This is a genomic window from Sphingomicrobium sp. XHP0239, assembly GCF_039555325.1.
GTDB lineage: Bacteria > Pseudomonadota > Alphaproteobacteria > Sphingomonadales > Sphingomonadaceae > Sphingomicrobium > Sphingomicrobium maritimum.
Genome location: NZ_CP154608.1, coordinates 1 through 25,804 on the forward strand (window position 1 = coordinate 1; position 25,804 = coordinate 25,804).

Here is a 25,804-nt window from a genome sequence, read left to right on the forward strand (position 1 = left end):
GAGTTCGCCGACGGCACGATCTCGATCGCGACCGGCAGCGATACGCTCGCGACGCTCGTCATCGACGGAGTGGACGTTACCAACGGCGGGATTGTGACCGGCGAAAGCGGCACGCTGACCGTCACCGGAAATCCCACCGACGGCTACACCTATACCTATGAATTGACCGAGGCGACCGACGACGTCGACAATGTCGCGGAAACCGACACGTTCACCGTGGTCGCGACCGACAGCGACGGCAGCACCGACGAAGCGCCGCTGGTCATCACCATCGTGGACGACGTACCGACCGCGCGCGACGACGAACGCAACGCGGAAAATGCCGACGATCCCGTCAAGGTGAACGTCATCGGGAACGACACCGCGGGTGCCGACGGCGTCGATCTGGCGACCGGCGTCAGCCTCGTGGCGGACAGCATTGTCGGGAACGGGACCGTCACCTACGACGGCGCCGGCTCCTTCACCTACACCCCCGGGACCAACGACGAGGGCCAGGTCAGCTTCGAATATCGCATCGTCGACGGCGACGGCGACGTCAGCATCGCCGAGGTTCGCATCAATCTGGGCGAAGACAGCGAACCCGTCATCGTGTCGAAGGACAATGCGACGGTCGACGAGGACGGGCTGCCGGGAGCCAATGTCGATGGCGACCCGCTGCAGTCGGATCCGCGCGAGGTCGACGGCTCGGAAAGCCGTGTCTCGGAGGGCCAGATCGTCGTCGACTACAGCGCCGATGTGCCGACCGATCTCACCGATGCGTTCCGCTTCATCAATGCCGACGATCTCGATGGGCAGCTGACCTCGGACGGAAACGAAATCGACTTCACGGTCGACGGCAATGGCGACCTGGTCGGTACGGCCGACGGCAACGAAGTGATCCGTATCGAGATCACCGGCGCGAGCGTCGATGCCGCCGGCGTCGCGACCTACGACTATCGCGTGACGCTGTCGGGCCCGGTCGACCATCCCGATGTCGACAACGAGGAAAACGATCTCGTCGACGCGAATGGCGATCTGCGGCTTCAGATCCAGTTCGACGTGACCGACAGCGACGGCACCGACACGACCGAAGGCAGCTTCTTCGTCAACGTGCTCGACGATGTGCCCACCGCGGGCGACGCGACCGTCGCCCAGCCCGAGGAAGATGGACCGGTCAGCATCGACCTGGCAACGGTCATCACGGCCGGTGCGGATGGGGTTAGCTTCGACACCGTGACCTACGAGGTGGTGTCGGGGGATCCTGCCAACCTCAGCTATGAGAATGGCGTCTTCACCTACACCCCGACCGCCGGCGAGGAAGCGGACGTGGTCTTCACCTACACGGTAACCGACGGCGACGGCGACGAAGCGACCGGCACCATCACCTTCGATCTGCAGGACGACGGTTCGCCCGAAATCGGCACGATCCCCACCGTTCAGGTGGACGAGGACGGACTGCCGGGTGCCAATATCGACGGCGCGCCGCAGGATCCCAGCGAAACCACGGGAAGCGGGAGCGCCAGCGGCGGGTCGAGCTTCCAGGTCGACTTCGGCAACGACGTACCGGACACGCCCGACGGCGCGGTGCGCTTCGTCGAAGCGAACGTCGGCGACTATGACGGTGTCTTCACCCAGGACGGACAGGATATCGAATTCGCCCTCAACGCCGACGGAGAACTCGTCGGTCGCGTCAACGGCGTGGGCGATCCCGTCATCACCCTTTCGATCGCCTATGTCAGCATCTCGAACGGCGTCGCCACCTATCAGCTGAACGTGTTGCTCGAAGGGCCGATCGACCAGCCGCTCGATGACCGCGAAGACGTGTCGACGACGCTCAACGTTTCGATCGAGGCGGTGGATAGCGACGGCAGCGTGTCGGTGCCCCAGACGGTCGGCGTGCAGGTCCTCGACGACGTCCAGACCCTGACCGTCACAGAAAGCGATGGAACCGGCGCCGGTCAGGTGGCGACCACCACCGACGTCGGCACCCCCGGCGCGTCCAACAGCGACCAGATCGCGATCGACGCCCTCGTCGATTATACGATCGTCGACAGCATCGACGGTCGCGCCGGCGAGACCGCGGACTATGCGCTCGTTCTCCTGTCGGGCGCCGCATCCAGCGGGCTGACCTCGCAGGGGGCAGCGGTCAACCTGTTCGTCGGTGGCGACGGCGTGGTCTACGCCTCGACGGCGAACGATCTTGCCGGTGCGATGGCCGATCCGGTCTTCACGGTCGCGATCTCGGGCGGCGACGTGGTGCTGACGCAATTCGCGCCGATCGATCACGCTGCGGGCTCGGACCTGCTGACCCTTGCCGACGATCTTATCGGCCTGTCCTACGACATCACCGTCGTCGACGGCGACGGCGACGTGGCGGACGAAAGCGGAACCATCGACCTGGGCGGCAATCTTGCGTTTGCCGACGATGCACCGCTCGGCATCGACGACGACAACAGCGTGGGCGAGAATGCGGCCGAGGTCGAAGGCAATGTGCTGACCAACGACGTGGGCGGCGCGGATGGCGGCCTCTCGGTCGTGGGCGCGGTTGCGGGCGACAGCGATGGCGGCAGCGTCACCGTGCCCGCCACGCCGCCGACCGGAGAATTGGAGGTCGATGGCCAGTACGGCACGCTCTTCATCCGCCCCGACGGCAGCTATCGCTACGTCCCCGACGACGGCCTCGATCTGAACGAGGGCCAGACGCTCGACGACGTGTTCACCTATACGCTCGTCGATCGCGACGGCGACGCCGACGAGGCGGTGCTGTCGATCACCATTACCAACGAGAATGCGCCCCCGACCGGCGACGCGCAGACCGCGATCGTATCGGAAGAAGGGCTGAGCGCGTTCGACCCCAATCCGGACGGGTCGCCCGGCAATGACGACACCAACAGCGCGACGGCCAGCGGCACGTTTGCCTTCGCCGACGGCGACGGCAATGCTCTGACCTATGGCTTCGGCACGCCGCCGTCCGGCTACAGCGCCGCCGACGGAACCGCGCTCGTGTGGCAGCCGGTCAGCGAAAGCAACGGTGTCCTGACACTGACCGCGACCGCTGGCATGAATGGCGATCCCTATTTGACCATCACGCTCGACGCCGACACCGGCGCCTTCAGCGTGACGCTCGAAGGGCCGCTCCAGCACCCCGATGGCACCATCGAGGACGAGTTCGACATCGTCGTTCCCGTGACCGTGGACGATGGCACCGCCACCGTGAACACGACCCTCACCATCGAGGTCGAGGACGACAGTCCCGAACTGTCCTTCGCCGCGACGCCCAACGATGACAATTCATTGAAGGTGGTGTCGAGCGACGCGACGCTTGGCGACGTCGATGTTTCGAGCGGAAGCTTTCTCGGGGAGTTCGGAACGCTCACCAAAAGCTATGGCGCCGACGGGCAGGGGCCCGCGGACGTCGCGAGCTATTCGCTGAGCGTGACCAACAGCGACAGCGGTCTGACCTCGGGTGGCAACCCGATCACCCTGGAAGTGAACGGTGACGGGGACGTCGTCGGCTCTGCCAACGGAACGCCCGTCTTTACCGTTTCGGTGGACGACAATGGCGTTGTCAGTGTTACCCAGACCGGCCCGATCGATCATGCGAACGGCAGCGATTCCATCGCGCTTCCGGATGGCAAGATCGCGCTCGATGTCGATGTCACCATCGAGGATGCCGACGGCGACGAGGCGAGCGCGAGCGACACGCTCGATCTGGGCGGCAACATCGTCTTCACCGACGACGCGCCGACCGTCACGCCGGGGAACGCCGACGGTGCGCTGGTGCTCGACGAGACCAACCTCATCGGATCCTCGATCAGCGTGTCGACCAATTATGCCGACAATTTCGGCCCGACCCCGTTCGATTACGGCAACGACGGTCCGGCGACGGCCGGGGCGGTCAGCTATTCGCTCGACCTCACGGCGAGCGGAACCGACCCGGTGGCTTCCGGCCTCTTCGCTCTGAATCCGAACTCGACCGGCATGGGCGAGCCGATCTATCTCGTCGAGGAAGGCGGCGTCGTCTACGGCACCACCGATCCCGACGCGCGTACCGCCGGCAACACCTATTTCCAGATCGCGGTGAATGCCACGACCGGGGAACTCACCTTCACTCAGACGAAGAACGTCTGGCACCCCAACACGGGCAGCGACAATGAAGCGGTGAGCTTCAGCCTGTCGGGCGGGAGCCTCGAGATCGTCCAGACGCTGACCGATTTCGATGGCGACAGCAGCAGTGCGGGCATCGATATCGGGAGCGCCTTCACGATCCTCGACGATGGTCCCGACCTCAGCGGATCGCCCGACTACACCACCTCGAACAACCCTTCTACCGCCGATTTCACGGGCTCGATCGGGATCGACGTGTCGACCGACGAGGGACAGACGTTCCAGATCAATGTCGATCTCAACGGGCTGACGTCGAACGGTTCGACGCTTACCCGGCAGGAAGGCACGGCGGACAACGTCTTCATCGCCGAGCGGGGTGACGGCACCGACGTCTTCACCATCACGGTGAATGCGAACGGGACCTACACGTTCGATATGCAACAGCCGCTCGATGGCAATGTTGTAGATGTCCCTATTGGCGGGAACACCGCCTTCGGTTCGGGACCCAACAGTGCGCAGATCCTGACGCCAGCTTCGCAGCCTTCCAACGACATAGCTGTCGTCGTTGGTTTCAATACGTCGAACTTCGACCGAACCGTTTTTAAAGCGGGCGGCTCGATCAGCAGTTCGCTTACCCCGGGCGAGGTCAACGGTTCGACCAATGGCTGGGGCGTTGATAACCAGAACTTCAACACCAATCAGTTCATGCTGTGGGATTTCGGCTCGGGCCCGCTGACCAACATTGACGGAGCGGGTGGATATACGCCTCCGTCTGGGGCCACGCTTCCGGATGCGAGCTACGCTGTATTCGAGTTCATCGGTATGCAGGGAACCACGATCGACTACGTCATCAACTTCACTGACGGTACCTTCACGAGCGGCACCTTCTCGCCCACATCCAGAAACTTCACGTTCCGTGCCCAGGGAACGGAGGACCAGCTTATTGCTGATGTCCAACTGTTCGGGGTGAATGCGGGGGGTGGCGGAAAGGTCGACCTCGTTTCCGTGGGAATCTACGAGGAGACGGTCGATGTGGAGATCCCGGTAACCATCGAAGTGACCGACGGTGACGGGGACAGCGAAACCGACTCGTTCATCATCAACGTAGAGGGCTCGGCGACGTCCCCGACCACCAATGGCGGCACCGCCGAAGCGCCCGCAGGGCACCAGGTGGCAGCCAACGACGATTTCCTGATCGCCGAGATGGAAACCGCCAACATGCTGGGCATGGTGTCGGCGATGGCGATCGGGGTTGGCCTGGCGGCCAGCCACCAGGCTTCATTCGATATGATGCCCGGCGGCACCGCCGAGGGGATCGTCATGGGCGACTTCGCCGCGATGAAGGGCCTCGATTTCGTTGCCCTGGCGCCCGATGCGCCGCTCGCTGCCGAAGCCTCGCTGCTCGTCGGCAGTGCCGGCGGCGGGAGCGATCCGATCGCCTCGACGCAGATGACCGACAAGGTCGCGGTCGACACGGACCTCGCCGCCGAGACGGCGCCGATGGCCGAGCCGACTGCGCCGATGGCCGATGCCGCTCCGGAGGCCGTGATGGCCGCGCCCGATTTCGGCGCCGACATCATGATGCCGGGTGCCGACGCGCTCGCCATGATGGCGGCCGCCCAAAAGGGCTCGGTCGATCTGAAGGCGATCGGCGCGGATGCGCTGGTCGGCGACGGATCGGGTGATGCGGTCGAGGCGGTTCTCGAGAGCGTCGGCGGGACCGACGCGATCGAGGCGATCGCGATGATCCAGCCCGCAAACGACGCCGTACCCATCTGGGACAGCGGCGCCATGGGTGGTTTCACCGCCGAGTTTTCCGCGAATATGGGGGCCGAAGCGATGATGCTCGCCCCCGATGCCGGCTCGCCGATGATCAACGGCTGACCGACAGAAGGCCGGGCGGTCCATCGTGGACCGGATCGCCCGGCCCATCACAATGACCAGAAGGGGCAAGTCATGAAGAAACAGGTGATGGGATTGATGGCAGCGACGGCTTCCATCGTCACGATGGGATCGGCGGCGACCGCAATGCCGCTGCAGGATGCGGTGCGCATGGCGCTCGAGACCAATCCGGAAATCCGCCAGGCGGTCTTCAACCGCGAGGCGACCTATTACGAACGCGAGCAGGCCGAAGGGCTTTATCTTCCGCGCATATCGGTCGAGGCATCGGCAGGCGTGCGCGAACTGCGAAACCCGACCCGCCGCGCGCTCGGTATCGCCAACGACACGCTCACCCCGCTCGAAGTCGGCGCGATCGTCGACCAGCTGCTCTGGGACGGCGGAGCACGGGAAGCGGAAATCCGCTACCAGGCCGCCCGTACCGATGCGGCATCGGCCAGGGTCGAGGAGCGGTCGGAATATGTCGCGCTCAATATCAGCCGCGCCTACATCGACTATATCCTGCAGCAGCGCCTCGTCGCCATTGCCCAGGACAATGCCGGTTTTCACACCGCACTGGCGAGCGATCTCCAGACCGGGGTCGACCAGGGCTCGATCTCGATCGCCGATCTCCAGCAGGCCCAGGAACGACAGGAAGCCGCGCAGGCGCGGGTCGTCGAGGCGCAGGAAGAGCTCGAGCTGGCCGCCTACACGTTCGAACGGCTGGTCGGCGCGCCGATCGGCGACGTCACCATGCCGCCCGATCTTGCCCGCTCGCTTCCGGGCTCGTTGACGCTGGCGGTCGACATGGCCCGCGCCGAGAACCCGCGGGTCGAGGAGGCCGAGGCGGATCTGGTCGCGGCGCGCAACCTTGTTGACAAGGCGCGGGGCGAAACCCGCCCCTCGATCAACCTCGAAGGCCGCGCCCGCTACGGCGAGGACATCGATGGCTTTGCGGGCGAAACCGAGGATTACCAGGCCCGCATCGTGGGACGTTGGACGCTCTTCAACGGCGGCGCGAACATCAACAACATCCGCGAACATCAGGCCCGCGCCAACGAAGCGCACGCCCGGCTGTTCGAAACCCAGCGCCAGGCGCAGGAAGATGCGCAGCAGGCGTGGTCGCGGCTTCGCAATCAGGGGCAGCTGGTGAACGAATTGCGCGCGCAGGCGAGCATTTCGGATGACCTGCTCGCCTCCTATCGCGAACAGTTCAACGTCGGCCGCCGCTCGCTGCTCGACGTGCTGGACGCGCAGAACACCCGCGCCAACGTGCAGGCCCAATACGAAACCGCGCAGCTGGCGCAGATGTATGCCCAGTATCGCGTGCTCGCATCGGTCAACCGACTGGTCGAGGCCATGGGGCTGCCGATGGCGCGCGCCACCTACGAAATGGAAGAACGAGGGATCGCTGCGCGTCCGCTCGACCCCGAAGATCGCGTCGAAACCAGCGTGCCCTATCCGTTGATGGGTCCGCCGGTGCCGCGCAATTGAGCATGACGAGGACAGGATATGAGCTTTTCTAGCTGGCTCGACAGCGACGCCTCGCGCGCGCTCGATCCTGTCCTCGACAGCCTGTCGTTCCTTGCCCGCCGCAACGAGCGCCCGTCTTCGCCTACGCAATTGCGGGGCGGGTTGGCGCTCGACGAGGCGGGTCTCCTTCCGTTTCACCAGATCGAACCCGCGCTCGATCAGGTCGGAATGCGCGGCGAGACGGTCGAGAAGCGCCTGTCGCGCCTGACCGATCGCGATCTTCCCGCGATCCTCGAACTCGACCATGGCCGCGCTGCGGTGCTGCTCGAGCAATCGGGGAGCCAGGTCCTCGTCTATGCGCCCGGTATTGAGGAAGCATTGTGGATCGATCGCGCCGAACTGGCGAACGCCTACGTGGGGCGTGCGGTGCGGGTCGAAGCCGATCCCACCGCCGAGCGCGCCAACGAGCGGCCCTTCGATCGTGCCACCAAACGCCACTGGTTCTGGTCCGAGATCTGGCGGGCACGGGGCCAGTTTCGCCCCGTGATCGTGGCGGCGATCGTGATCAACCTGCTCGCGCTCGCGGTGCCGCTCTTCACGATGAACGTCTACGATCGCATCATCCCGAACGAGGCGGTCAGTTCGCTATGGGTGCTGGCGGCGGGCGTCGCCATCGCGCTGGGCTTCGACTATCTCCTGCGTCTTGCGCGCTCGCGGCTGGTCGACGAGATCGGACGCAAGCTCGATGCGCGCTTCTCGCAGCGCATCTTCGAGAAGGTCATGAACCTTCCCCTCGCCGCGCGGCAGGGCTCGACCGGCGCGATCGCGCGCCGCGTGTCCGAATATGAGAATGTCCGCGACTTCTTCGCGTCGACCAGCGTCGTCCTGCTCGTCGATATCTCGTTCATGGTTATCTTCCTGGGATTCATCGCCTTCCTCGCGGGATGGCTGGTGTTCGTCCCCATCGGGATCATCACCGCCATGTTGTTGGTGGGGTGGTCGCTGCAGAAGGCCATGGGGTCGACCGCGCTCGACGCGCAGGCCGATTCCAGCCTGCAACATTCCATCCTCGTCGAATCGGTCGGCGGAGCGGAAACGCTCAAGGCCGCCGGCGCGGAGGGCCAGATGCTCGGTCGCTGGCAGCGGTTCGCGGGCATGTCCGCGAACACGCAGGAGCGGATGCGCCGGCTGACGGCGGTCGCTGTCAATCTTGCCGCGATTGCGCAGCAGACGATGAGCGTCGGGCTGATCATCGGTGGCTTCTACCTGTTCCATGCCGGCGACATCACGATGGGGGCCATCATCGCCATCGTCATGATCGCGGGCCGCGCGATGGCGCCAGTCGGGCAGTTCGCACTGCTGATGACCCGGGCCAAGCAGGCTGGAGCGACGCTCGACAGTCTTCAGACCATGATGCAGTTGCCGGACGAACGAAGCGCGGGCGCGCGGTCGATGGCGCCGGAGATCCGCGAGGGCGTGGTCTTCTTGGAAAACGTCGATTTCCGCTATCCCAACGCCACCGGGGACAGCCTTTCGCAGGTCTCGCTGTCCATTCGCCCTGGCGAGCGGGTCGGGATCATCGGACGGGTAGCGTCGGGCAAATCGACGCTCGGCCGCGTCATCTGCGGCCTCTACGCGCCGACCGACGGCGCCATGCTCGTCGACGGTCTCGACTGCCGCCAGTATCATCCGCACCAGCTCCGCGAGGCCTTCCGCTACGTGGGGCAGGATGCCGAACTGTTCTCGGGCACGGTCCGCGACAATCTTCTTCTGAGCGGCGCGCGGGCGAGCGACGAGGATCTGGTCGACGCAGTCCGCCGCGCCGGCGCGGACATCTTCCTCGCGCAGGGTGCCGCCGGCTTCGATCTCGACATCGGGGAGCGCGGCGCGCGACTGTCGGGTGGACAACGATCGCTGCTGGTTCTGGCGCGCGCGCTCGTCCGCCCGTCGAAGCTGCTGTTTCTGGACGAACCCACCGGCTCCATGGATACGCAGACCGAACGCTATTTCATCGACAAGCTGGATGCCGCCATCGCCAAGGATCAGGCGCTGGTCGTTTCGACCCACCGCCACCAGATGCTGCGCATCGTCGAGCGGCTGGTCGTGATCGACAAGGGACGCGTGGTCGCCGACGGTCCGCGCGACGAGGTGCTGGCGCAACTGGGTGCCGCCGCCAAGAGCGAAGGAGCCGCCGCGTGAAGAGCGATACTGGCCTCTCGCTTGAACGGATCGGTGCGGCGCTGGTCGCCCTGCTGCTGGTGGGCGCTCTTGCCTGGCCGCGGCCGACCCCCGCCGAACCTGCGAACCTGAAGCAAACCGTTTCCGCCCCCGAAGCCGACGTCATCGATGCCGCCACCGGGGAAGCGGTCGCCGCCGTCGCCGCGCTCGGAGAGGGTGCCGAACTCATTAACGCCGACTTGCCCTTCGCCGCCGGTCCCAATCCCGCCGCGCGCGGCTTTACGGGCTTGAAGGCGGGAAGCGACGCCTTCGCCCGCGCGCAACTCTGCCTCACCCAGGCGATCTACTACGAAGCCGGGTTCGAACCGATCGAGGGCCGCCGCGCGGTTGCGCAGGTGGTGCTCAACCGCGTGCGCCATCCCGCCTTTCCTTCCTCGGTCTGCGCGGTGGTCTACGAGGGCGCCAAGAAACCCGTCTGCCAATTCAGCTTCACTTGCGACGGATCGCTCGACCGCCGCCCCGCGACGGCGGCATGGGCCCGCGCCCGCCAGATTGCTGCCGACGCCCTCAACGGCAAGGTCGAGCCGAGCGTCGGCATGTCGACGCACTATCATGCCGACTATGTCGCGCCGCGCTGGGCCCCGATGCTCGCCAAGACGCACAAGGTCGGGGCGCATATCTTCTATCGCTGGCCGGGCGGATGGGGCCGTCCCGCCGCGTTCGACGATCCGTATCGCGGCGAACCGAACAGCATCGCCTCGCTGCAGCGCACTGCTCCGCCCGTGGTTTTCGACGCGATCGAGGAACTGGCCGAGGCGGTCGCCCCGGCACCCTTTCCGACCCGGGAAGAGGACCCGACCATCCGCCGCGCCGCCAACGATGTCGGCGGGCTCGTCGACATGACCAAGGAATGGCGCCCGAGCCTTCCCGATCCCACCGATATGCCAAGCGCCGCCGAGCGCGTGGCGAAGCAGCAGCATGGCGTGACGACACACGTCGTCGCCGTCGTCACGCTGCATGACGGAGTTCGCTGATGAACGCCTTTTCCTTCATCGCCCCCGACGACACGAAGGCACGTCGCCCCGCGAGCGCGGCGCGGACGATCATTCTGCTCGTCACCGGCGCTTTCGCGGCCTTCCTGATCTGGGCGGGACTGATCGCCGAGGTCGACGAGGTGACGCGCGGGCCGGGTCAGGTCATTCCCTCATCGAAGGTGCAGTTGATCCAGTCGAGCGAACCGGCGGTGGTCGAGGAACTGATGGTCCGGTCCGGCGAACGGGTCGCGGCGGGACAGTTGCTCGCGCGGCTCGACGATACGCAAAGCGCCTCCGAACTCGGCGAAATCGCCGCCGAGACCCGCAGCCTCCAGCAGCGCGAGGCGCGTCTTCGCGCCGAGGGAACGGGGGGCAGCCTCAATTGCGTCGGCGGCGATTGCGGCGTCGAGGGTGCGGTCATCGCGGCGCGGCGCTCGGCGCTCAGCAGTCGGGTCTCCGCCCTCAATGCCCAGGCCCGCCAGGCGCAGGCCGACGCGCAGGAAGCGGTCGCGACCATCAACAGCCTTTCGTCCTCGCTGCGCCTCGCCCGCGAGAATGTCGGACGGCTCGAACCGCTCGCCGCCCGCAACATCGTACCCCAGACCGACCTTTCCGACGCCCGCCGCGAAGTGATCGACCTCGAAGGTCGGATCAACGCCGCGCGCGAACAGCAGCGCCGAGCACAGGCCGCCGTTTCCGAAGCCAATGCCCAGGCCGCCGAAGCGCGCGCCGATTTCCAGCAACAGGCGCTCGACGAACGAAGCCAGGTCGCGGGACAGTTGGCGGTCAATCGCGAGCGGAGCCGGGGGGCGGAGGGACGGGTCGCACGGACCGAGCTGCGTTCGCCCGTCGACGGAGTCGTCAACAATCTGGCCGTGACCACCATCGGCGGCTTCGTGAACGCTGGCGAGAGCGTGATGGAAGTCGTTCCGGTCGGCGACAAGCTTCTCGTCGAGACGCGGGTCCGCCCTTCCGATATCGCCTTCGTTGCGGTCGGCGACGATGCGCTCGTCACCGTGACCGCATACGATTTCTCGACCTACGGGGGCCTCAAGGGCAAGGTGGTCGAGGTCAGTGCCGACAGCATCTATGACGAAGTCGAACGCGAAGCCTATTTCAACGTCATCGTCGAGACCGAACGCGCCTATCTGACCGCCGGATCGACGCGCCTTCCGATCACCCCGGGGATGATGACCGACACGCAGATCATCACCGGTCGCAAGAGTGTCCTCGCCTACCTGCTGAAACCGCTGAACAAGGCGCGCTCGGAAGCGCTGCGCGAACGCTAGAGACTGGCGACGCGCAGGTCGGGGGTCAGCCGGGTCGGCGCGAAGAGAGGCGCTACCCGGGGCTTCGTATAGCCGTGGGTCCAGGCCCGATTTCCGGAAAAAGTGAAGACGGGCCGGTAGTCGCGCACCGCATCGCTGTCGAGCAGTCGGTCGGTGCCGTTGTCGAGGACGAGAAAGCGGTCCTCGTGGCGCACGACCAGAACGGCATGATCGGCACGGCGGGCCAGATCCTTCAGAATCACGAAATGCAGATCGGCCGCATCGAACCCGGCGGCGCGGAGCAATTGCAGCTTGGCGATCGCATAATCCTCGCAGTCGCCGGTGCCGCGGCGAAGCGTCTCGGCGGCCGCACTCCAGTGATCGGGGCTGCCGTGCGCGTGATCGTCGCTGACGAAGGCGACCTTGGAATTCACGAAGGCGTTCGCGGCGAGGATGGCGTCATACCGGTCGAGACGACGAAGCGAGCGCGCGACCTTGTCGGCTTCGCCGAGCGCTGTCGCCTCGAGACTTTCACGAACGCGTGCGTCGAACGGCGTGCTGGCGAGCGAAAGCGCAATGCTCCCGAAGATATCGGGCCGTGCGGCATGCGCCAAGCGAGGGGACGCGCTTGCGGTGATCGGAACGCGCATCGCGACGGGAGTGATCGAGCCGGCGCGCTGACCGCCCTGACGTGCGAGGACCGCATCGAGCGCGGATGAAGCGGCACGGTTCACGCTCGGCAGCGCGCTGGTCGCGAGCGCGGCGGGCGGCGCGTCGCGGTACTGCTCGTTCGGCATGGCATCCGCGCTCGCGGGGGCGAGCAGGACAGCGGCGGCAAGGGCGAACGGCTTCCACATCGCCCCGCTTGTCGCAAACGGAGGCGAACATCCTCCTACGCAACACGGTTAACGGGGCGGAAAGATTCGACCTAGTCGCCGAGGCCGGCGATGAAATCCTCGACGATGCGATTGAAGGCGGTGCTGCGTTCCGCGTTGGGCAGATGGCCGGCCTGCGCAATGTCGGCCCGGCGCGCTCCCGGGATCGCCGCTTCCAGCGCGTCGGACAGGGCGGGGGGCGTCACCACGTCCGCGCTTCCGCACAGGACGAGCGTGGGACAGTCGATCGCCGCGACCCTTTCCGACAGATCGGCCAGCCATACCGCGCGGGCGCCGAGGCGGTAGGCGTCGGGATCGATCCGCGTCATGGTGGCGATGACCTCGTCGCGCAGTCCCTCGGGCGGTTCGTCGCCGAGCAGCCGGTCGACCCGGCTGTTGGCGAGTCCCTCCATCCCCATCTCGTCGAGCGCGGCCAGCGAACCGTCGTGGATCGTGCGTCCGTCGGGATGCACCGCGAACGTGTCGGCCAGCACGAGGCTCGCGACACGATTGGGGTGGTCGAGCGCCATCAGCATCGCGACGATCCCGCCGAGCGACAGGCCGCACACATGCGCTCGCCCGATCTGCAGCGCGTCGAGCAGCGCGATCATCGCTTCGGCATAGTCGGTGCGCGTCGCGTCCGGCACCGGATCGCTCGCCCCGTAGCCCGGATAATCGGCGGCGATCGCGCCGCGCGTCGCACCGAAGCGGTCGAGCTGCGGGCGCCACACGGTCCGGTCGGACCCGACGCCGTGCAGGAACAGGAAAGGCAGGCCGTCGCCGTCGCGACCCAGGCCCCGCGTCGAGACCCCGATCCGTCCCCGCTTTGTCTCGATTACCCCCATGCGACCTGACTTTATCCCCGCTGCAGCCGCTTGCAAGCTAGGCTTTTGGGGCTAGCGTGGCGGCAATGACCCGCATGACGATCAATGGCGAGCCGCTGGCGTTCGACCTCGACCCCGAGACGCCGCTGCTGCACGCGCTTCGCGATGCGGCGAACCTGACGGGCCCCAAGCATGGGTGCGACGATGGGAGCTGTCATGCCTGTACCGTTCTGGTGGATGGACAGGCGGTGCGCAGCTGCTCCCTGTCGATCGCCCGCGCGGAGGGGGCGCAGATCGTCACGGTGGAGGGCCTGCCCCCCGATCATCCCTTGTTCGCCGCCTGGATCGCGGTGCAGCCGACCATGTGCGGCTTTTGCGATCCGGGGTTCCTGTGCGCCCTCGCGGGGCTGCTCCAGGTCAACGTGGCGCCGAGCGATGCCGAACTGGCCGCCATCCCCAATCGCTGCCCGTGCGGCGCGGGTCCCCGGATCGCCGAGGCCGCCCGCGTCGCCGCCGGCGCGATCCGCAGCACCTCGAATGATGTTGAACCCGAAACGACCAACGGGTTCAGCCTAGGGTCAGATGGAATCGGCGATACGGAAGGCGTAGTAACGAGTAGTCCATAAGGAGAGCGCCCATGCGCACTGCATTGACCTTCGTGCTCGCGATGGCGCTTGCCGCGCCGGCAGCGGTCGAAGCCGAAACCACCGAACGATCCAGCGACCGCGCCGAAAGGGCGCAGGGCGCCGAACAGCCCGCACCGCGCCAGGCACGCGGCGAACGACGCGGCAACCGCGGCGAGGCCCGCAGCGACCGCGGCTCCACGCGCAGCGGCGTCGTGCGCCAGAGCCAGCGCGTCGAAACCGCCAGCCAGCCCGACCGCTCCGAGCGTCGCGCCGCGCGGCAGGATCGTCGCAGCGAACGCCGCGATGACAACCGCAACCAGCGCGCCGAGCGTCGCCAGGACCGCGCCCAGCAGGCGCAGCGCGTCGAACGCCGCATCGATGCGCGCGACCAGCGACTGACCGCGCAGCAGGCCGACCGGATCCGCGTCGAACGCGCCCGTGCCGCCGAGCAGCGTACTGATCGTCGCCTCGATCGCGCCCGCGCCGCCGAGCGCCAGGCCGATCGCCGTGGCGAAGGTAGCCGTGCCGACCGGATCACCGATCGCCGTCTCGAACAGGCGCGTCAGGCCGAACGTCGCGGGGATCGCCGCCTCGATCGGGCCCGCGACCAGCGCCGCGACGGCCGTGTCGAACGGGCGCGCCGCGTCTACAACGACGGCCGGACGGTCTATCGCGACCAGCGCGACAGCCGTTATCGCGACCATCGCGGCGAATATCGCCGCTGGAACCGCGACAACTGGCGCAACGACCGCCGCTACAACTGGCGCCACTATCGCGACCGCAACCGTTCGCTGTTCCGCATCGGCTTCTACTACGACCCGTTCGGGTGGAACTACAGCCGCTACGGGATCGGCAGTCGATTGCACTCGGGCTTCTATTCGAACCGCTACTGGATCAACGATCCGTGGCAGTATCGTCTGCCCGAAGTCTGGGGACCGTACCGCTGGGTCCGCTATTACGACGACGCGATGCTCGTCGATATCTACACGGGCGAAGTGGTGGACATCATCTACGACTTCTTCTGGTAAGCAAGCGCGGGGACGCAAAAGCGTCACGGGGCGTCGATCGAAAGGTCGGCGCCCCTTTCTTTTGGGAACGGCGAACGGGGCTCATCCTTTGGTAAGGCAAAGGAGAAGCAACATGGCTGACGTCAATTCCAACCCCAACCAGAAACATACCGGCGGGCCCTCGGTCCAGTCGACCGGCGAGGTCGCGCAGACCAACCAGCCCGACAGCCAGAAGGGCGCGGGCGCCAATGCGGTCGGCGCCAAGGACTATGTCGAGAAGAAGGGCGCGCCCGACGTGGCGCAGTCGGGCGGCAAGCAGCCGACCGATCCCGTCCAGTCGAAGAAGCCGATGGGCTCCGACGAAGAGGAATAGTCCTGTTTCCGACGCAATCGTCGGGAGAGGAAGCATCGAAGGGCTCGCCGGAAACGGCGGGCCCTTTCCTGTTCAACCCTGCGCCAGCGCGTCCGCGAGCAGCGCGCGGGTTTCCGCCACGCCGTAGAGCGCGATGAAACTGCCCATGCGGGGCCCCTGTTCGCTGCCGAGCAACGTCTCGTAGAGCGCGCGAAACCAGTCGCGCAGGCTGGCGAAATCGTGCCGTTTGCCGACCTCGAACACGATATTCTGATACTCCTCCGCCGTGGCGTCGGCATCCGCCTGCTCGAGTTCCGCACCGAGGTCGCGTAGCGCCGCGATCTCGACGCCTTCGGGCGCGCGGCGCTCAAGGCGCGGGACCACGAACTTCTGCGCATAATTGACCGCCAGCCCGATCATCTCGTCCAACCGGGGATTGGCCTCGGGCGACGTGTCGGGCGCGTACCGCTGGACGAACTTCCACGCCAGCGCCTTGTCCTGCACGCCCGGCAGGCTGACGAGGTTCAGGAGCAGGCCGTAGGTGATGGGCGGCACGTCCACGGGCACGTCGCCGAAATGCACATGGTGCACGGGATTGCCAAGCTTCTTGTCGAGCGGCTGGTCGGAATAGTTGCCGACGAACTGCCAATATTCGTCGACCGCGCGCGGGACGAGACCGAGGTGCAGGTTCTTGGCCTTCCTGGGCTCTCGATAGATGTAGAAGGACAGGCTCTCGCGCGTGCCGTAGGTCAGCCATTCCTCGATCGACAGACCGTTGCCCTTCGACTTGGAGATCTTCTCGCCGTTGGCGTCGAGAAACATCTCGTAGATCATGCCTTCGGGCTTCTTTCCGCCCAGCACCTTGGCGATCCGTCCCGACTGCACGCCGCTGTCGGTCAGGTCCTTGCCGTACATCTCGTAATCGACGCCCAGCGCGACCCAACGCATCGCCCAATCGACCTTCCACTGGCACTTGGACTGGCCGCCGAGCGCCGACTGTTCGACACGGCTGCCGTCTTCGTCGGTGAAGGCGATCGTTCCCGCGTCCGCGTCCACGATTTCGACCGGAACCTGCAGCACGCGGCCCGTGGTGGGACTGACCGGCAGGATCGGGGAATAGGTGGCGCGTCGTTCCTCGCGCAGCGTCGGCAGCATGATGTCGAGGATCGCCTGGTTGTTCCGCAGGACGCCGCGCAGCGCCTCGTCGAACCCCCCGCCTTCATACCGGTCGGCTGCCGACACGAATTCATAGTCAAATCCGAAGCGGTCGAGAAAGTCGCGCAGCATCGCATTGTTGTGGGCCGCGAAGCTTTCGTGATCGCTGCCGAACGGATCGGGGATGCGGCTCAATGGCTTGCCCAGATGGTCGGCGAGCCGGTCGCCGTTGGGCACATTGTCGGGCACCTTGCGCAGCCCGTCCATGTCGTCGGAAAAGGCGATCAGCCGCGTGCGCCCGTCCTCGGCGGCGTAGCCCATCAGCTCCTCGTACGCGCGCCGCACCATCGTCGTGCGCAGCACTTCGTTGAACGTGCCGATGTGCGGCAGCCCCGAGGGGCCGTAGCCCGTTTCGAACACCACCGGCCCGTCCTTGCCGTCGGGAAAGCGTTTCGCCAGCCGCTTGGCCTCTTCGTAGGGCCAGGCTTTTGAATTGCGAGCGGCGGCGGAGAGTTCGGCGGGATCGATCATTCGCTGGCGCTAGAGCGAAAGCCGGGCGGCTTCAACTGCGGAGCGAAGCGTTGCCCTTTCGTTCCTGCCGCGCCATCGTCGCCTCCGTGACCGACCGCCTGCCCTTTCCCGCGCTGCACGCCACCCATGCCGGCATGTGGATCGCCGATGGCGAGGGCAGGGTGCGCAGCGTCGGTCGGGGCGAGGCGCTGCAGCGGGCCGCCGCGACCCCGCACCTGCTTCTGAACGCCCCGATGGTGGGCGAGCGATTGGGCAGCGCGGATCTATCGGGCCTCGACCTGCTCGAGCTGTTCGCCTTCGTCCATCCGGCGCGCTTCGTGGTCCCGACGGTGACGGGATTGCAACGGCATTGCGGGCTCGAGGCGAGCGACGACCCCGAACAGGCCGCCGCCGATCTCGGGCGGATCGGGGCCGCGCTGCTGGCGGCGATGGAGGCGCCCGACTGGGCCGAGCGCGAGGGCGCGTGGACGGTCGCGCGTGCCTTGGGTCGGCACGGATGGAGCTGGTGGCAACTGGTCGGCGCACGTCTCAAGACACCGGGCGAGATGGAACGCAGCCTGTTCTCGCGTCTGCCCGAATGGGACGAGGAGGCACGTCCCGACCCGCCGCGCACCGTGCGCGTCGACGAGGTCGAGAGCCTTACCCGGCTGTCCAACCTGCTCGGTCCCGACGCCGAGGGCCGCGAGGGCCAGCGCGCGATGGCGGCGCAGATCGCGCCCGTTTTCGACCCCCGCCCGCGCGAAGGGCAGCCCAACATGCTGCTCGCCAATGCGGGAACGGGGATCGGCAAGACGCTCGCCTATCTCGCCCCCGCCAGCGTGTGGGCGGAAAAATCCGGCGGAACCGTCTGGGTGTCGACCTACACCAAGGCGCTGCAACGCCAGTTGGACGCGGAAGGGCCGCGGATCGAACCCAACGATGAGCGCCGTAAGGAACGCATCGTGGTGCGCAAGGGGCGCGAGAATTACCTGTGCCTCCTCAACCTCGAGGATGCCATGCAGGGCGGATTCCAGGGACGCGCGGCGGTGCTGGCGCAGCTGGTTGCGCGCTGGGCTGCCTATTCGAAGGACGGGGACATGGTCGGGGGCGATCTGCCCGGCTGGCTCCCCAGCCTGTTCCGCCGTGCGGGCGCCACCGCGCTGACCGACCGGCGCGGCGAATGCGTCTACGCCGGATGCGCCCACTATCGCCAATGCTTCATCGAGCGTGCCGAGCGGGCGGGACGGCATGCCGACCTCGTCATCGCCAACCATGCGCTCGTCCTCGTCAACGCGGCCCGTCAGCGACCCGATTCGCCGACGCGGATCGTGTTCGACGAGGGGCATCACCTGTTCGATGCCGCCGACAGCACCTTCTCCGCCGCGCTGACGGGGCGCGAGGCGATCGAGCTTCGGCGCTGGATCGTGGGTCCGGAGGGCAAGCATCGCGGGCGGCGGCGCGGACTGTCGGCGCGGCTGATGGATCTTGCCAGCTATGACGAGGAAGGCGCGCAGGCGATCGACCAGATCGTCGAGGCGGCGCAGGCGCTGAACAGCGAAGGATGGCCCCAGCGCGTGGCCGAGCGTGACCCGTGGGGACCGTTCGAGAAGCTGTTCGTGGCGGTGCGCGATACGACCTATGCGCGGGCCAAGGCGCAGGACGCGGGTTATGGCCTCGAAACCGCGCTCGTCGATCCCGACGGCGCGCTGGTGGAGGCGGCGAGCGGTGCGTTGGAGGCACTGGAGGCGCTGGCCAAGCCGATGGCAGCCTTGTCGCGGCGGCTGGAAGCGGTGCTGGAAGCCGCGCCCGACTGGCTCGATGCGCCTGCGCGCGCGCGGGTCGAGGGGGCGATCCATTCGCTGGGCTGGCGGCGCGAGGAGGTGGCCGGCTGGATCGCGATGCTGGCGCGGATCGGCGGGCCGGCCGATCCCGACTTCGTCGACTGGCTGGCGGTCGCGCGGGTCGAGGGGCGCGAATATGACGTGGGACTCCATCGCCACTGGCTCGATCCGACCCGCCCGCTGGCGAAGGCGGTGATCGAGCCTGCGCACGGCGTGCTCGTCACCTCCGCGACGCTCAAGAGCGGGGAGGGCGAATGGGACGAGGCGCGCGCCCGCACCGGTGCCGACCATCTCGAAACGCCCGTCCGCACGTTCGAGGCGAAAAGCCCGTTCGACTATGCCGCGAAGACGCAGGTGCTGGTCGTGACCGATGTCGGCCGTGACAATGTCGCTGCGCTGGCGGGCGCCTATGCGCGGCTGATCGAGGCCGCAGGCGGTGGGACGCTGGGCCTTTTTACCGCGATCAAGCGCCTGCGCGCGGTCCATGCGCGCATCGCCGACCGGCTGGCGCGCGCGGGCCTCCCGCTGTTCGCGCAGCATGTCGACCCGATCGACACAGGCACCCTCGTCGACATGTTCCGCGACGATCCGCGCGCCAGTCTGCTCGGCACCGACGCGCTGCGCGACGGGGTCGATGTGCCCGGCGATTCGCTGCGCCTCGTCGTCATGGAACGGGTGCCCTGGCCGCGGCCCACCGTCCTGCACGCAGCGCGGCGGCTCGCGAACGGCGGAAGCGCCTATGACGATCGGGTCGTCCGCGCCAAGCTGGCGCAGGCCTACGGGCGGCTGGTGCGGCGGCAGGGCGACGGCGGAACGTTCGTGCTGCTTTCCGCCGCCAGCCCCTCGCGCCTGATGACTGCCTTTCCCGAAGGCGTTTCGGTCGATCGCGTTCCGCTCGACGAGGCGATTGCGCGGATTGAAGACTTGCGTGCGGTGCGCCACCCTGTGCGCGAAGGAGCCGATGCCGATGCCTGATCTCTTGCTGCTGCGTCATGCCAAGTCGGACTGGAAGGACAGCTCGCACGCCGACATGGACCGCCCGCTCAACCCGCGTGGGCAGAAAGCGGCCCGCGCGATGGGGCGCTTCCTCGCCACGCGTCCGCCCGTCGATATGCTGTGGGCCAGCCCGGCGGCGCGGGTGCAGGAGACGGTCCGCGGTATCCGCAAGGTCACCGACGTCCTCCCCGACCAGCAGATCGTGCAGGCGCTGTACGGCGCGAGCGTACGGACGCTGTTGGACCTGTTGCACCAGGCGCGCGGACAGCGATTGCTGATGGTCGGGCACAATCCCGGGATGCATGAGCTTGCCATGCGATTGAGCGACGGGCGGGCGAGCGAGGCGCGCGAACGGATGCTCGCCAAATATCCCACGGGATCGCTGGCCGAACTGCGATTCGACGGCGAATGGGCGGACCTTCGCGAAGGCGGTGCGGAGCTGACGGGCTTCACCCGCCCGCGCGACCTCTAGGCTTCGAGCGCGGCGGCGATTCGATTACGGAGCGCCCTCAGCGCCGCGACATCGACGGCGGGGGCGGGCGCGTCGGCATGGTCGACCGGCGCGGTCGGGGCATGGTTCGCTGCGTCGGGTTCGTCGGAGAGGGTGCGCAACGCCTTCTGCGCGCCCTTGAGCGTATAGCCTTCGCGGTTGACCAGGCGGTCGATCGCGCGCGCCGTTTCGACGTCGGCGGGGCGGTAATAGCGGCGATTGCCCGCGCGTTTCAGCGGTGTCAGCTGCGGGAATTTCGTTTCCCAGTAGCGCAGAATATGCTGCGCCACGCCGATTTCCTCGGACAATTCTCCGATGGTGCGGAAGGCGCCTGAATCCTTCGACGTGGCCCTGGCCACCGCGTCGCGCCTAGCCGGCGATCCGGTCGCGCATGATCTGGCTGGCGCGGAAGGTCATCACGCGGCGCGGCGCGATCGGCACTTCGACGCCGGTCTTGGGGTTGCGGCCGATCCGCTCGCCCTTGTCGCGCAGGATGAAGCTGCCGAAGCCCGAAATCTTCACATTGTCGCCGTTCGACAGCGATTCGCACATGTGCGCGAGCACCCGCTCGACCAGCGAGGCCGACTCCGCGCGGCTGAGGCCGAGCTTGAGGTGGACGACATCGGCGAGATCCGCGCGCGTCATCGTGTTCGGTTCGGTGGTTGCGTTCCCGCTCGCGCGGGCGATGCCTGCATCTGCCATGGTCGTTCCTAAGCCCCCCGTGAAAAACTGTCGTCGAGGCGACTCTAGGCCTGCCTCGGGTCGGTCGTCAACGGGTTGATCTAGCGTCTTTTTTGACGTTCTGACAAGAGGGCGCGTCAATAGCGCAGCGCGGCCGCACCCCAGGTGAATCCCCCGCCCATCGCCTCGAGCAGAACCAGGTCGCCGCGCTGGATGCGCCCGTCGCGCACCGCCAGGTCGAGCGCCAGCGGCACCGAGGCCGCGGACGTATTGGCATGGCGGTCGACGGTGACGACCATCCTCTCGGCGGGCAGATCCAGCTTGCGCGCGGTCGCCTCGAGGATGCGGGCGTTGGCCTGGTGGGGGACGATCCAGTCGACGTCGCTTGGTTCAAGGCCCGCCGCGTCGAGCGTTTCGCGCAAAACCGCCGCAAGATTGACGACCGCGTGGCGGAAGACCTCGCGCCCCCGCATGCGCAAATGCCCGACCGTCTGCGTCGTCGAAGGGCCGCCGTCGACATAGAGCATGTCGTGATGTTCGCCCGCCGCATGGAGCCGCGCGGCGATGATGCCGCGGTCGGTATCGTCCTGCGCCTCCAGCACGATCGCCCCCGCGCCGTCGCCGAACAGAACGCATGTCCCGCGGTCTTCCCAGTCGAGAATGCGGCTGAAGGTTTCCGCGCCGATTACCAGCGCCCGTCGGCCCTGTCCGGCCTTGAGCATCGAATCGGCGACCGTGACCGCGTAGAGAAAGCCGGTGCAGACCGCCGCCACGTCGAACGCGATGCAGTCGGCGATGCCGAGGTTGGCCGCCACCCGTGTGGCGCTGGCCGGAAAGGTCTCGTCCGGGGTCGCGGTGGCAAGAACGATGAGATCGATGTCGTCCGCCCCGATCCCCGCAGCCTCGAGCGCGCGGCGCGAGGCGTCGGTGGCGAGGGTCGACGTCGTCTCGCCTTCGCCCGCGATATAGCGTTGGCGGATGCCGGTGCGCTCGACGATCCATTCGTCGGTCGTGTCGACCGTTTCGGACAATTCCGCGTTGGTCACGCACCGTTCGGGAAGCGCGCTGCCGGTGCCGAGGACGACCGAGCGAACGGTCACGCCGGGGTTCCGTTCGGCGTCGCGCCGTTCATGTCGTCGAGCGTGCGCGCGCGAAACGTGTCGAGGTCGGTGCGGATCTTCTGGGTGATGTCGTTGCGGACCATCGATCCCGCCACGCGAATGGCGTTGGCGACGCCCTTCGCGCTCGCGCTGCCGTGCGATTTCACGACGATTCCGTTGAGACCCAGGAAGACCGCGCCGTTGTGATTGTTGGGATCGAGATGGACCTTCAGGAGCTGCATCGCGGGCTTGGAGATGAGGAACCCCATCTTGCTGCGAAGGCTCGACTGGAACGCGCCGCGCAGAAGGTCGGTGACGAACCGCGCGGTTCCCTCGGCGGTCTTGAGCGCGATGTTGCCCGAAAACCCGTCGGTCACGACCACGTCGATCTCGCCGCGCGAAATCTTGTCGCCCTCGGTGAAGCCCGCAAAATGGAAAGGCAGATAGTCCGCTTCGTTGAGCAGCGCGGCCGCTTCCTTCAATTCCTCGGTGCCCTTCAGCGCCTCGGTCCCGATGTTGAGCAGTTTTACGCACGGACGCTCGTTGCCCATCACGGTGCGCGAATAGGCCGCGCCCATCACCGCGAACTGGACGAGGTTCTGCGCGTCGCACTCGGTGTTGGCACCGAGGTCGAGCATAACGAGGTCCTCGTCCTTCAGCGTGGGAAGCAGCGCCGACAAGGCGGGGCGGTCGATCCCCTCCATCGTGCGCAGCGCCAGCTTGGCGATCGCCATCAGCGCGCCGGTATTGCCGCCCGACACCGCGGCGTCGGCGTTGCCGGATTTCACCGCGCTCACGGCCTCGCCCATGCTGGTGCCCTTGGACTGGCGGATCGCCTGGCTGGGCTTGGCGCTACCCTCGATCACCTTGTCGCAGCCGCAGATCGTCGTCGCGGCGGACAGGTTGGGATATCGCTCCAGCTCGGCCGAAAGCTGCGCCTCGTCGCCATAGAGAGCGAAGCGCAGATCAGGGTCGCGGCGGCGCGCGATCGCCGCGCCTTCGACCATCACCGGCGGACCCACGTCGCCGCCCATGGCGTCGATCGCGATCCGGGGGGTTTTGGCCATAAAAAAACGCGGACCTAGGTCGGCTTAGTCTTCGGGGGCGATGATTTCACGGCCGTTGTAGTGGCCGCAGGCGTCGCACATGTTGTGGGGACGCTTGAGTTCGCCGCAGTTCGGGCATTCCTGAAACGCGCTGGGGCTCAACGCGTGATGGCTGCGACGCATGCCCTTCTTCGAGGGCGAGGTTTTTCTTTTCGGGACGGCCATGACGGCACCTTATCCTGTTGGTTTGGCACAAAAAATAAAGCGACCATCCACGCGCCGGTGCAAGGGCAGGCGCCGGGACGGCCGCTAGGCTGCGCGTGCTATAGCGAAATATTCGCTCGATGCAAGCCGGAGGGTCAGCCCCTCCCGAGCGCCGCGTCGCCCACGTGGGGATTGGTCGCCCGCTCCGCGCCGAACGTGCTCATCGGTCCGTGGCCGGGCACGAAATGGACATCGTTGCCCAGCGGCCAGAGCTTGGTCGTGATCGCGTCGATCAGGTCCTGATGGTTGCCGCGAGGAAAATCCGTGCGCCCAATCGACCCCTTGAACAGGACGTCGCCGACGATCGCCAGCTTCGACGCCTCGTTGAAGAAGACGACGTGACCGGGGGTGTGGCCGGGGCAATGATGAACGCTGAAAACGAGGTCGCCGACCGTCACCCTATCCCCGTCGTTCAGCCAGCGATCGCTCTCGAACGGCTTACCGGGAACGCCGTAGCGTGCACCGTCCTCCTCCAATCGCTCGATCCAGAACCGGTCGGCCTCGTGCGGCCCCTCGATGGGCACGCCGAGTTCCTCGGCCAGCACGCTCGCCTGTCCGCAATGGTCGATATGCCCGTGCGTCAGGATGATCTTCTCCAGCTCGACGCCGGTCTGCTCGACCGCGGCCTTCAGCTTGTGCAGGTCGCCGCCGGGATCGGACAGCGCCGCCTTGTTGGTCCTGGTGCACCACAACAGGGTGCAGTTCTGCTGCAGCGGCGTGACCGGAATGATCGCGGCCTTCAGCGGCGGGGTGATCGGATCAGTCATCGCGATCGCTCGTCGCAAGGCTGGGCGGCGTGTCGCTCATGCCGGCGGCCACCTGCTCCGCGCGCCGCATCACGCGCAGCACGTTGCCCCCCGCAAGTTTCGCGAGATTTTCGTCGGACCAGCCACGGCGCACCAGTTCGGCGAACAGGTCGGGATAATCGTCGACGCTGTCCAGTCCCTCGACCGTCTGGCTGATCCCGTCGAAGTCGCCGCCGATGCCGACATGGTCGTGTCCGGCGACGCGCGCGACATGGTCGATATGATCGGCGGCGTCCGAAATCGTCGCGATCGGCGCGGGATTGGCAGCGTCATAAGCTTCCATCGCCGCCGCGAGCGCGTCGGGGTTGCCGGTGTTGAGCGCGGACAGCCGCGCCTCTTCCGCATCGCGTGCCGCGTCCGCCTGCCACACCGCGTCGGACAGGAAGCTCGGGACGAAGGTGATCATCACCACCCCGCCATTGTCGGGCATCCGGGTCAGCACGCTGTCGGGAACGTTGCGCGGATGGCTGCCTACCGCACGCGCGGACGAATGCGAGAAGATCACCGGGGCGGCGGTCACGTCGAGCACGTCGTGCATCGCCTCCTCGCTGACGTGGGACAGGTCGACGAGCATCCCGATGCGGTTCATCTCGCCGATCACCTCGCGCCCGAAGTCGCTGAGGCCGCCGTGTTGGGGCGCGTCGGTGGCGCTGTCGGCCCAGCCGGTGGTGCGACTGTGGGTCAGCGTCATGTAGGCCACGCCCAGTCGCTTGAACTGTCGCAGCGCGGCGAGGTTGCCGTTGCCGATCTGGTGACCGCCCTCGACCCCCGCCATCGATCCGATCCGCCCGGCGCGGAACGCCTGTTCGACCGCGTTGGCGGTCGTCGCCCAGGCCAGCTGGTCGGGATAGGCCTCGATCATCCGGTCGACGATGTCGATCTGTTCGATGGTGGTACGGATCGCCTCGTCGCCGGTGATTCCGGCATTGATATAGACCGACCACATCTGCGCCCCGACCTGCCCCTCGCGCATGCGGGCGAGATCGGTCATCAGCGGCTGGGTATCCGCCTCCAGCCCCTCGACCGAGAAATCGCGCTGCCCGCGAACCTGGATCGGCAGGTCGTTGTGTCCGTCGATCAGCGGAGTCCGGGACAGCACCCGTTCGACCCGTTCGGCGACATCGTCGCGGTCCTGGGCGAGCGCGGGGGACGCGGCGGCCAGGACGGCCAGCAGCGCGGTGGAAGCAAGGAACGGGCGCATCAACATCTCCATCGAACAATCGTGCGCATGAAAAGCAGATGGCGAGGGTCGCGGCAAGGAATCGCGAGGGCGGGACGATGCACGATCGCTTGTGCGCTGCCGCGTCCGCGTCC

At 66.9% G+C, this 25,804-nt stretch carries 20 protein-coding genes; 10 read left to right on the forward strand and 10 right to left on the reverse strand.

What is annotated here, in order from left to right:
• The first annotated feature begins 273 nt into the window (after nt 1-273).
• The 5 genes from WJT74_RS00005 (at nt 274) to WJT74_RS00025 (ending at nt 11,938) form a co-directional block, all read left to right on the forward strand.
• Entirely contained in the window at nt 274-5,970 is a 5,697-nt protein-coding gene (locus WJT74_RS00005; protein WP_432215242.1) for a DUF5801 repeats-in-toxin domain-containing protein, read from the forward strand.
• A 72-nt stretch (nt 5,971-6,042) separates the two neighbouring features.
• Nucleotides 6,043-7,458, forward strand: a complete 1,416-nt coding sequence (locus WJT74_RS00010) for a TolC family outer membrane protein (protein ID WP_343345345.1) — start codon at nt 6,043-6,045, stop codon at nt 7,456-7,458.
• Nucleotides 7,459-7,476: 18 nt separating this feature from the next.
• Entirely contained in the window at nt 7,477-9,636 is a 2,160-nt protein-coding gene (locus WJT74_RS00015; protein ID WP_343345348.1) for a type I secretion system permease/ATPase, read from the forward strand.
• Nucleotides 9,633-10,649 carry a cell wall hydrolase gene (locus WJT74_RS00020; RefSeq protein ID WP_343345350.1) on the forward strand — a complete coding sequence of 339 codons (1,017 nt, stop codon included), beginning with the start codon at nt 9,633-9,635 and terminating at the stop codon, nt 10,647-10,649. The genes WJT74_RS00015 and WJT74_RS00020 overlap by 4 nt, the downstream gene beginning before the upstream one ends.
• Entirely contained in the window at nt 10,649-11,938 is a 1,290-nt protein-coding gene (locus WJT74_RS00025) for an HlyD family type I secretion periplasmic adaptor subunit (RefSeq protein WP_343345353.1), read from the forward strand. The genes WJT74_RS00020 and WJT74_RS00025 overlap by 1 nt, the downstream gene beginning before the upstream one ends.
• Here the strand turns inward: WJT74_RS00025 and WJT74_RS00030 are convergent.
• Both WJT74_RS00030 and WJT74_RS00035 read right to left on the reverse strand, forming a co-directional pair.
• Entirely contained in the window at nt 11,935-12,774 is an 840-nt protein-coding gene (locus tag WJT74_RS00030) for a transglutaminase-like cysteine peptidase (protein ID WP_343345354.1), read from the reverse strand. The genes WJT74_RS00025 and WJT74_RS00030 overlap by 4 nt on opposite strands.
• 71 nt (nt 12,775-12,845) lie before the next feature.
• On the reverse strand, nt 12,846-13,637 hold the full coding sequence (locus tag WJT74_RS00035; protein WP_343345356.1) for an alpha/beta fold hydrolase: 792 nt from the start codon (nt 13,635-13,637) through the stop codon (nt 12,846-12,848).
• Between the two features lie 65 nt (nt 13,638-13,702).
• Between WJT74_RS00035 and WJT74_RS00040 the strand changes: the two genes are divergently transcribed.
• The 3 genes from WJT74_RS00040 to WJT74_RS00050 all read left to right on the forward strand — a co-directional run bounded on the left by WJT74_RS00040 (nt 13,703) and on the right by WJT74_RS00050 (nt 15,622).
• Nucleotides 13,703-14,242, forward strand: a complete 540-nt coding sequence (locus WJT74_RS00040; RefSeq protein ID WP_343345358.1) for a (2Fe-2S)-binding protein — start codon at nt 13,703-13,705, stop codon at nt 14,240-14,242.
• Nucleotides 14,243-14,253: 11 nt separating this feature from the next.
• Nucleotides 14,254-15,270 carry an RcnB family protein gene (locus tag WJT74_RS00045; RefSeq protein ID WP_343345361.1) on the forward strand — a complete coding sequence of 339 codons (1,017 nt, stop codon included), beginning with the start codon at nt 14,254-14,256 and terminating at the stop codon, nt 15,268-15,270.
• Nucleotides 15,271-15,382: 112 nt separating this feature from the next.
• Nucleotides 15,383-15,622 (forward strand): hypothetical protein, encoded by a 240-nt coding sequence (locus tag WJT74_RS00050; protein WP_343345364.1) that lies wholly within the window; start codon nt 15,383-15,385, stop codon nt 15,620-15,622.
• A gap of 72 nt (nt 15,623-15,694) precedes the next feature.
• Here the strand turns inward: WJT74_RS00050 and WJT74_RS00055 are convergent, their stop codons facing one another.
• Nucleotides 15,695-17,287, reverse strand: a complete 1,593-nt coding sequence (locus WJT74_RS00055; RefSeq protein ID WP_343345366.1) for a lysine--tRNA ligase — start codon at nt 17,285-17,287, stop codon at nt 15,695-15,697.
• 86 nt (nt 17,288-17,373) lie between these two features.
• Between WJT74_RS00055 and WJT74_RS00060 the strand changes: the two genes are divergently transcribed.
• Nucleotides 17,374-20,082, forward strand: a complete 2,709-nt coding sequence (locus WJT74_RS00060) for an ATP-dependent DNA helicase (protein ID WP_432215243.1) — start codon at nt 17,374-17,376, stop codon at nt 20,080-20,082.
• Entirely contained in the window at nt 20,075-20,575 is a 501-nt protein-coding gene (locus WJT74_RS00065) for a SixA phosphatase family protein (RefSeq protein WP_343345369.1), read from the forward strand. The genes WJT74_RS00060 and WJT74_RS00065 overlap by 8 nt, the downstream gene beginning before the upstream one ends.
• Here WJT74_RS00065 and WJT74_RS00070 read toward each other — a convergent pair.
• The 7 genes from WJT74_RS00070 to WJT74_RS00100 form a co-directional block, all read right to left on the reverse strand.
• A complete protein-coding gene (locus WJT74_RS00070) occupies nt 20,572-20,952 on the reverse strand; it encodes a MerR family transcriptional regulator (RefSeq protein WP_343345371.1) in 381 nt (126 codons plus the stop codon). The two genes, WJT74_RS00065 and WJT74_RS00070, sit on opposite strands and share 4 nt — an antisense overlap.
• A 10-nt stretch (nt 20,953-20,962) precedes the next feature.
• Nucleotides 20,963-21,295, reverse strand: a complete 333-nt coding sequence (locus WJT74_RS00075) for an integration host factor subunit alpha (RefSeq protein ID WP_343345373.1) — start codon at nt 21,293-21,295, stop codon at nt 20,963-20,965.
• 116 nt (nt 21,296-21,411) lie between these two features.
• Complete coding sequence (locus WJT74_RS00080) at nt 21,412-22,374, reverse strand: beta-ketoacyl-ACP synthase III (protein WP_343345376.1); 963 nt, start codon at nt 22,372-22,374, stop codon at nt 21,412-21,414.
• Nucleotides 22,371-23,441 carry a phosphate acyltransferase PlsX gene (plsX, locus tag WJT74_RS00085; protein ID WP_343345379.1) on the reverse strand — a complete coding sequence of 357 codons (1,071 nt, stop codon included), beginning with the start codon at nt 23,439-23,441 and terminating at the stop codon, nt 22,371-22,373. Before plsX ends, WJT74_RS00080 begins: the two co-directional genes overlap by 4 nt.
• 24 nt (nt 23,442-23,465) lie before the next feature.
• A complete protein-coding gene (gene rpmF / locus WJT74_RS00090; protein ID WP_343345382.1) occupies nt 23,466-23,645 on the reverse strand; it encodes a 50S ribosomal protein L32 in 180 nt (59 codons plus the stop codon).
• A 134-nt stretch (nt 23,646-23,779) separates the two neighbouring features.
• The gene (locus WJT74_RS00095) at nt 23,780-24,451 is read right to left on the reverse strand and encodes an MBL fold metallo-hydrolase (RefSeq protein ID WP_343345385.1); all 672 of its coding nucleotides are present in this window, start codon (nt 24,449-24,451) and stop codon (nt 23,780-23,782) included.
• Nucleotides 24,444-25,691, reverse strand: a complete 1,248-nt coding sequence (locus WJT74_RS00100) for a dipeptidase (RefSeq protein ID WP_343345388.1) — start codon at nt 25,689-25,691, stop codon at nt 24,444-24,446. The genes WJT74_RS00095 and WJT74_RS00100 overlap by 8 nt, the downstream gene beginning before the upstream one ends.
• Between the last annotated feature and the right edge of the window lie 113 nt (nt 25,692-25,804).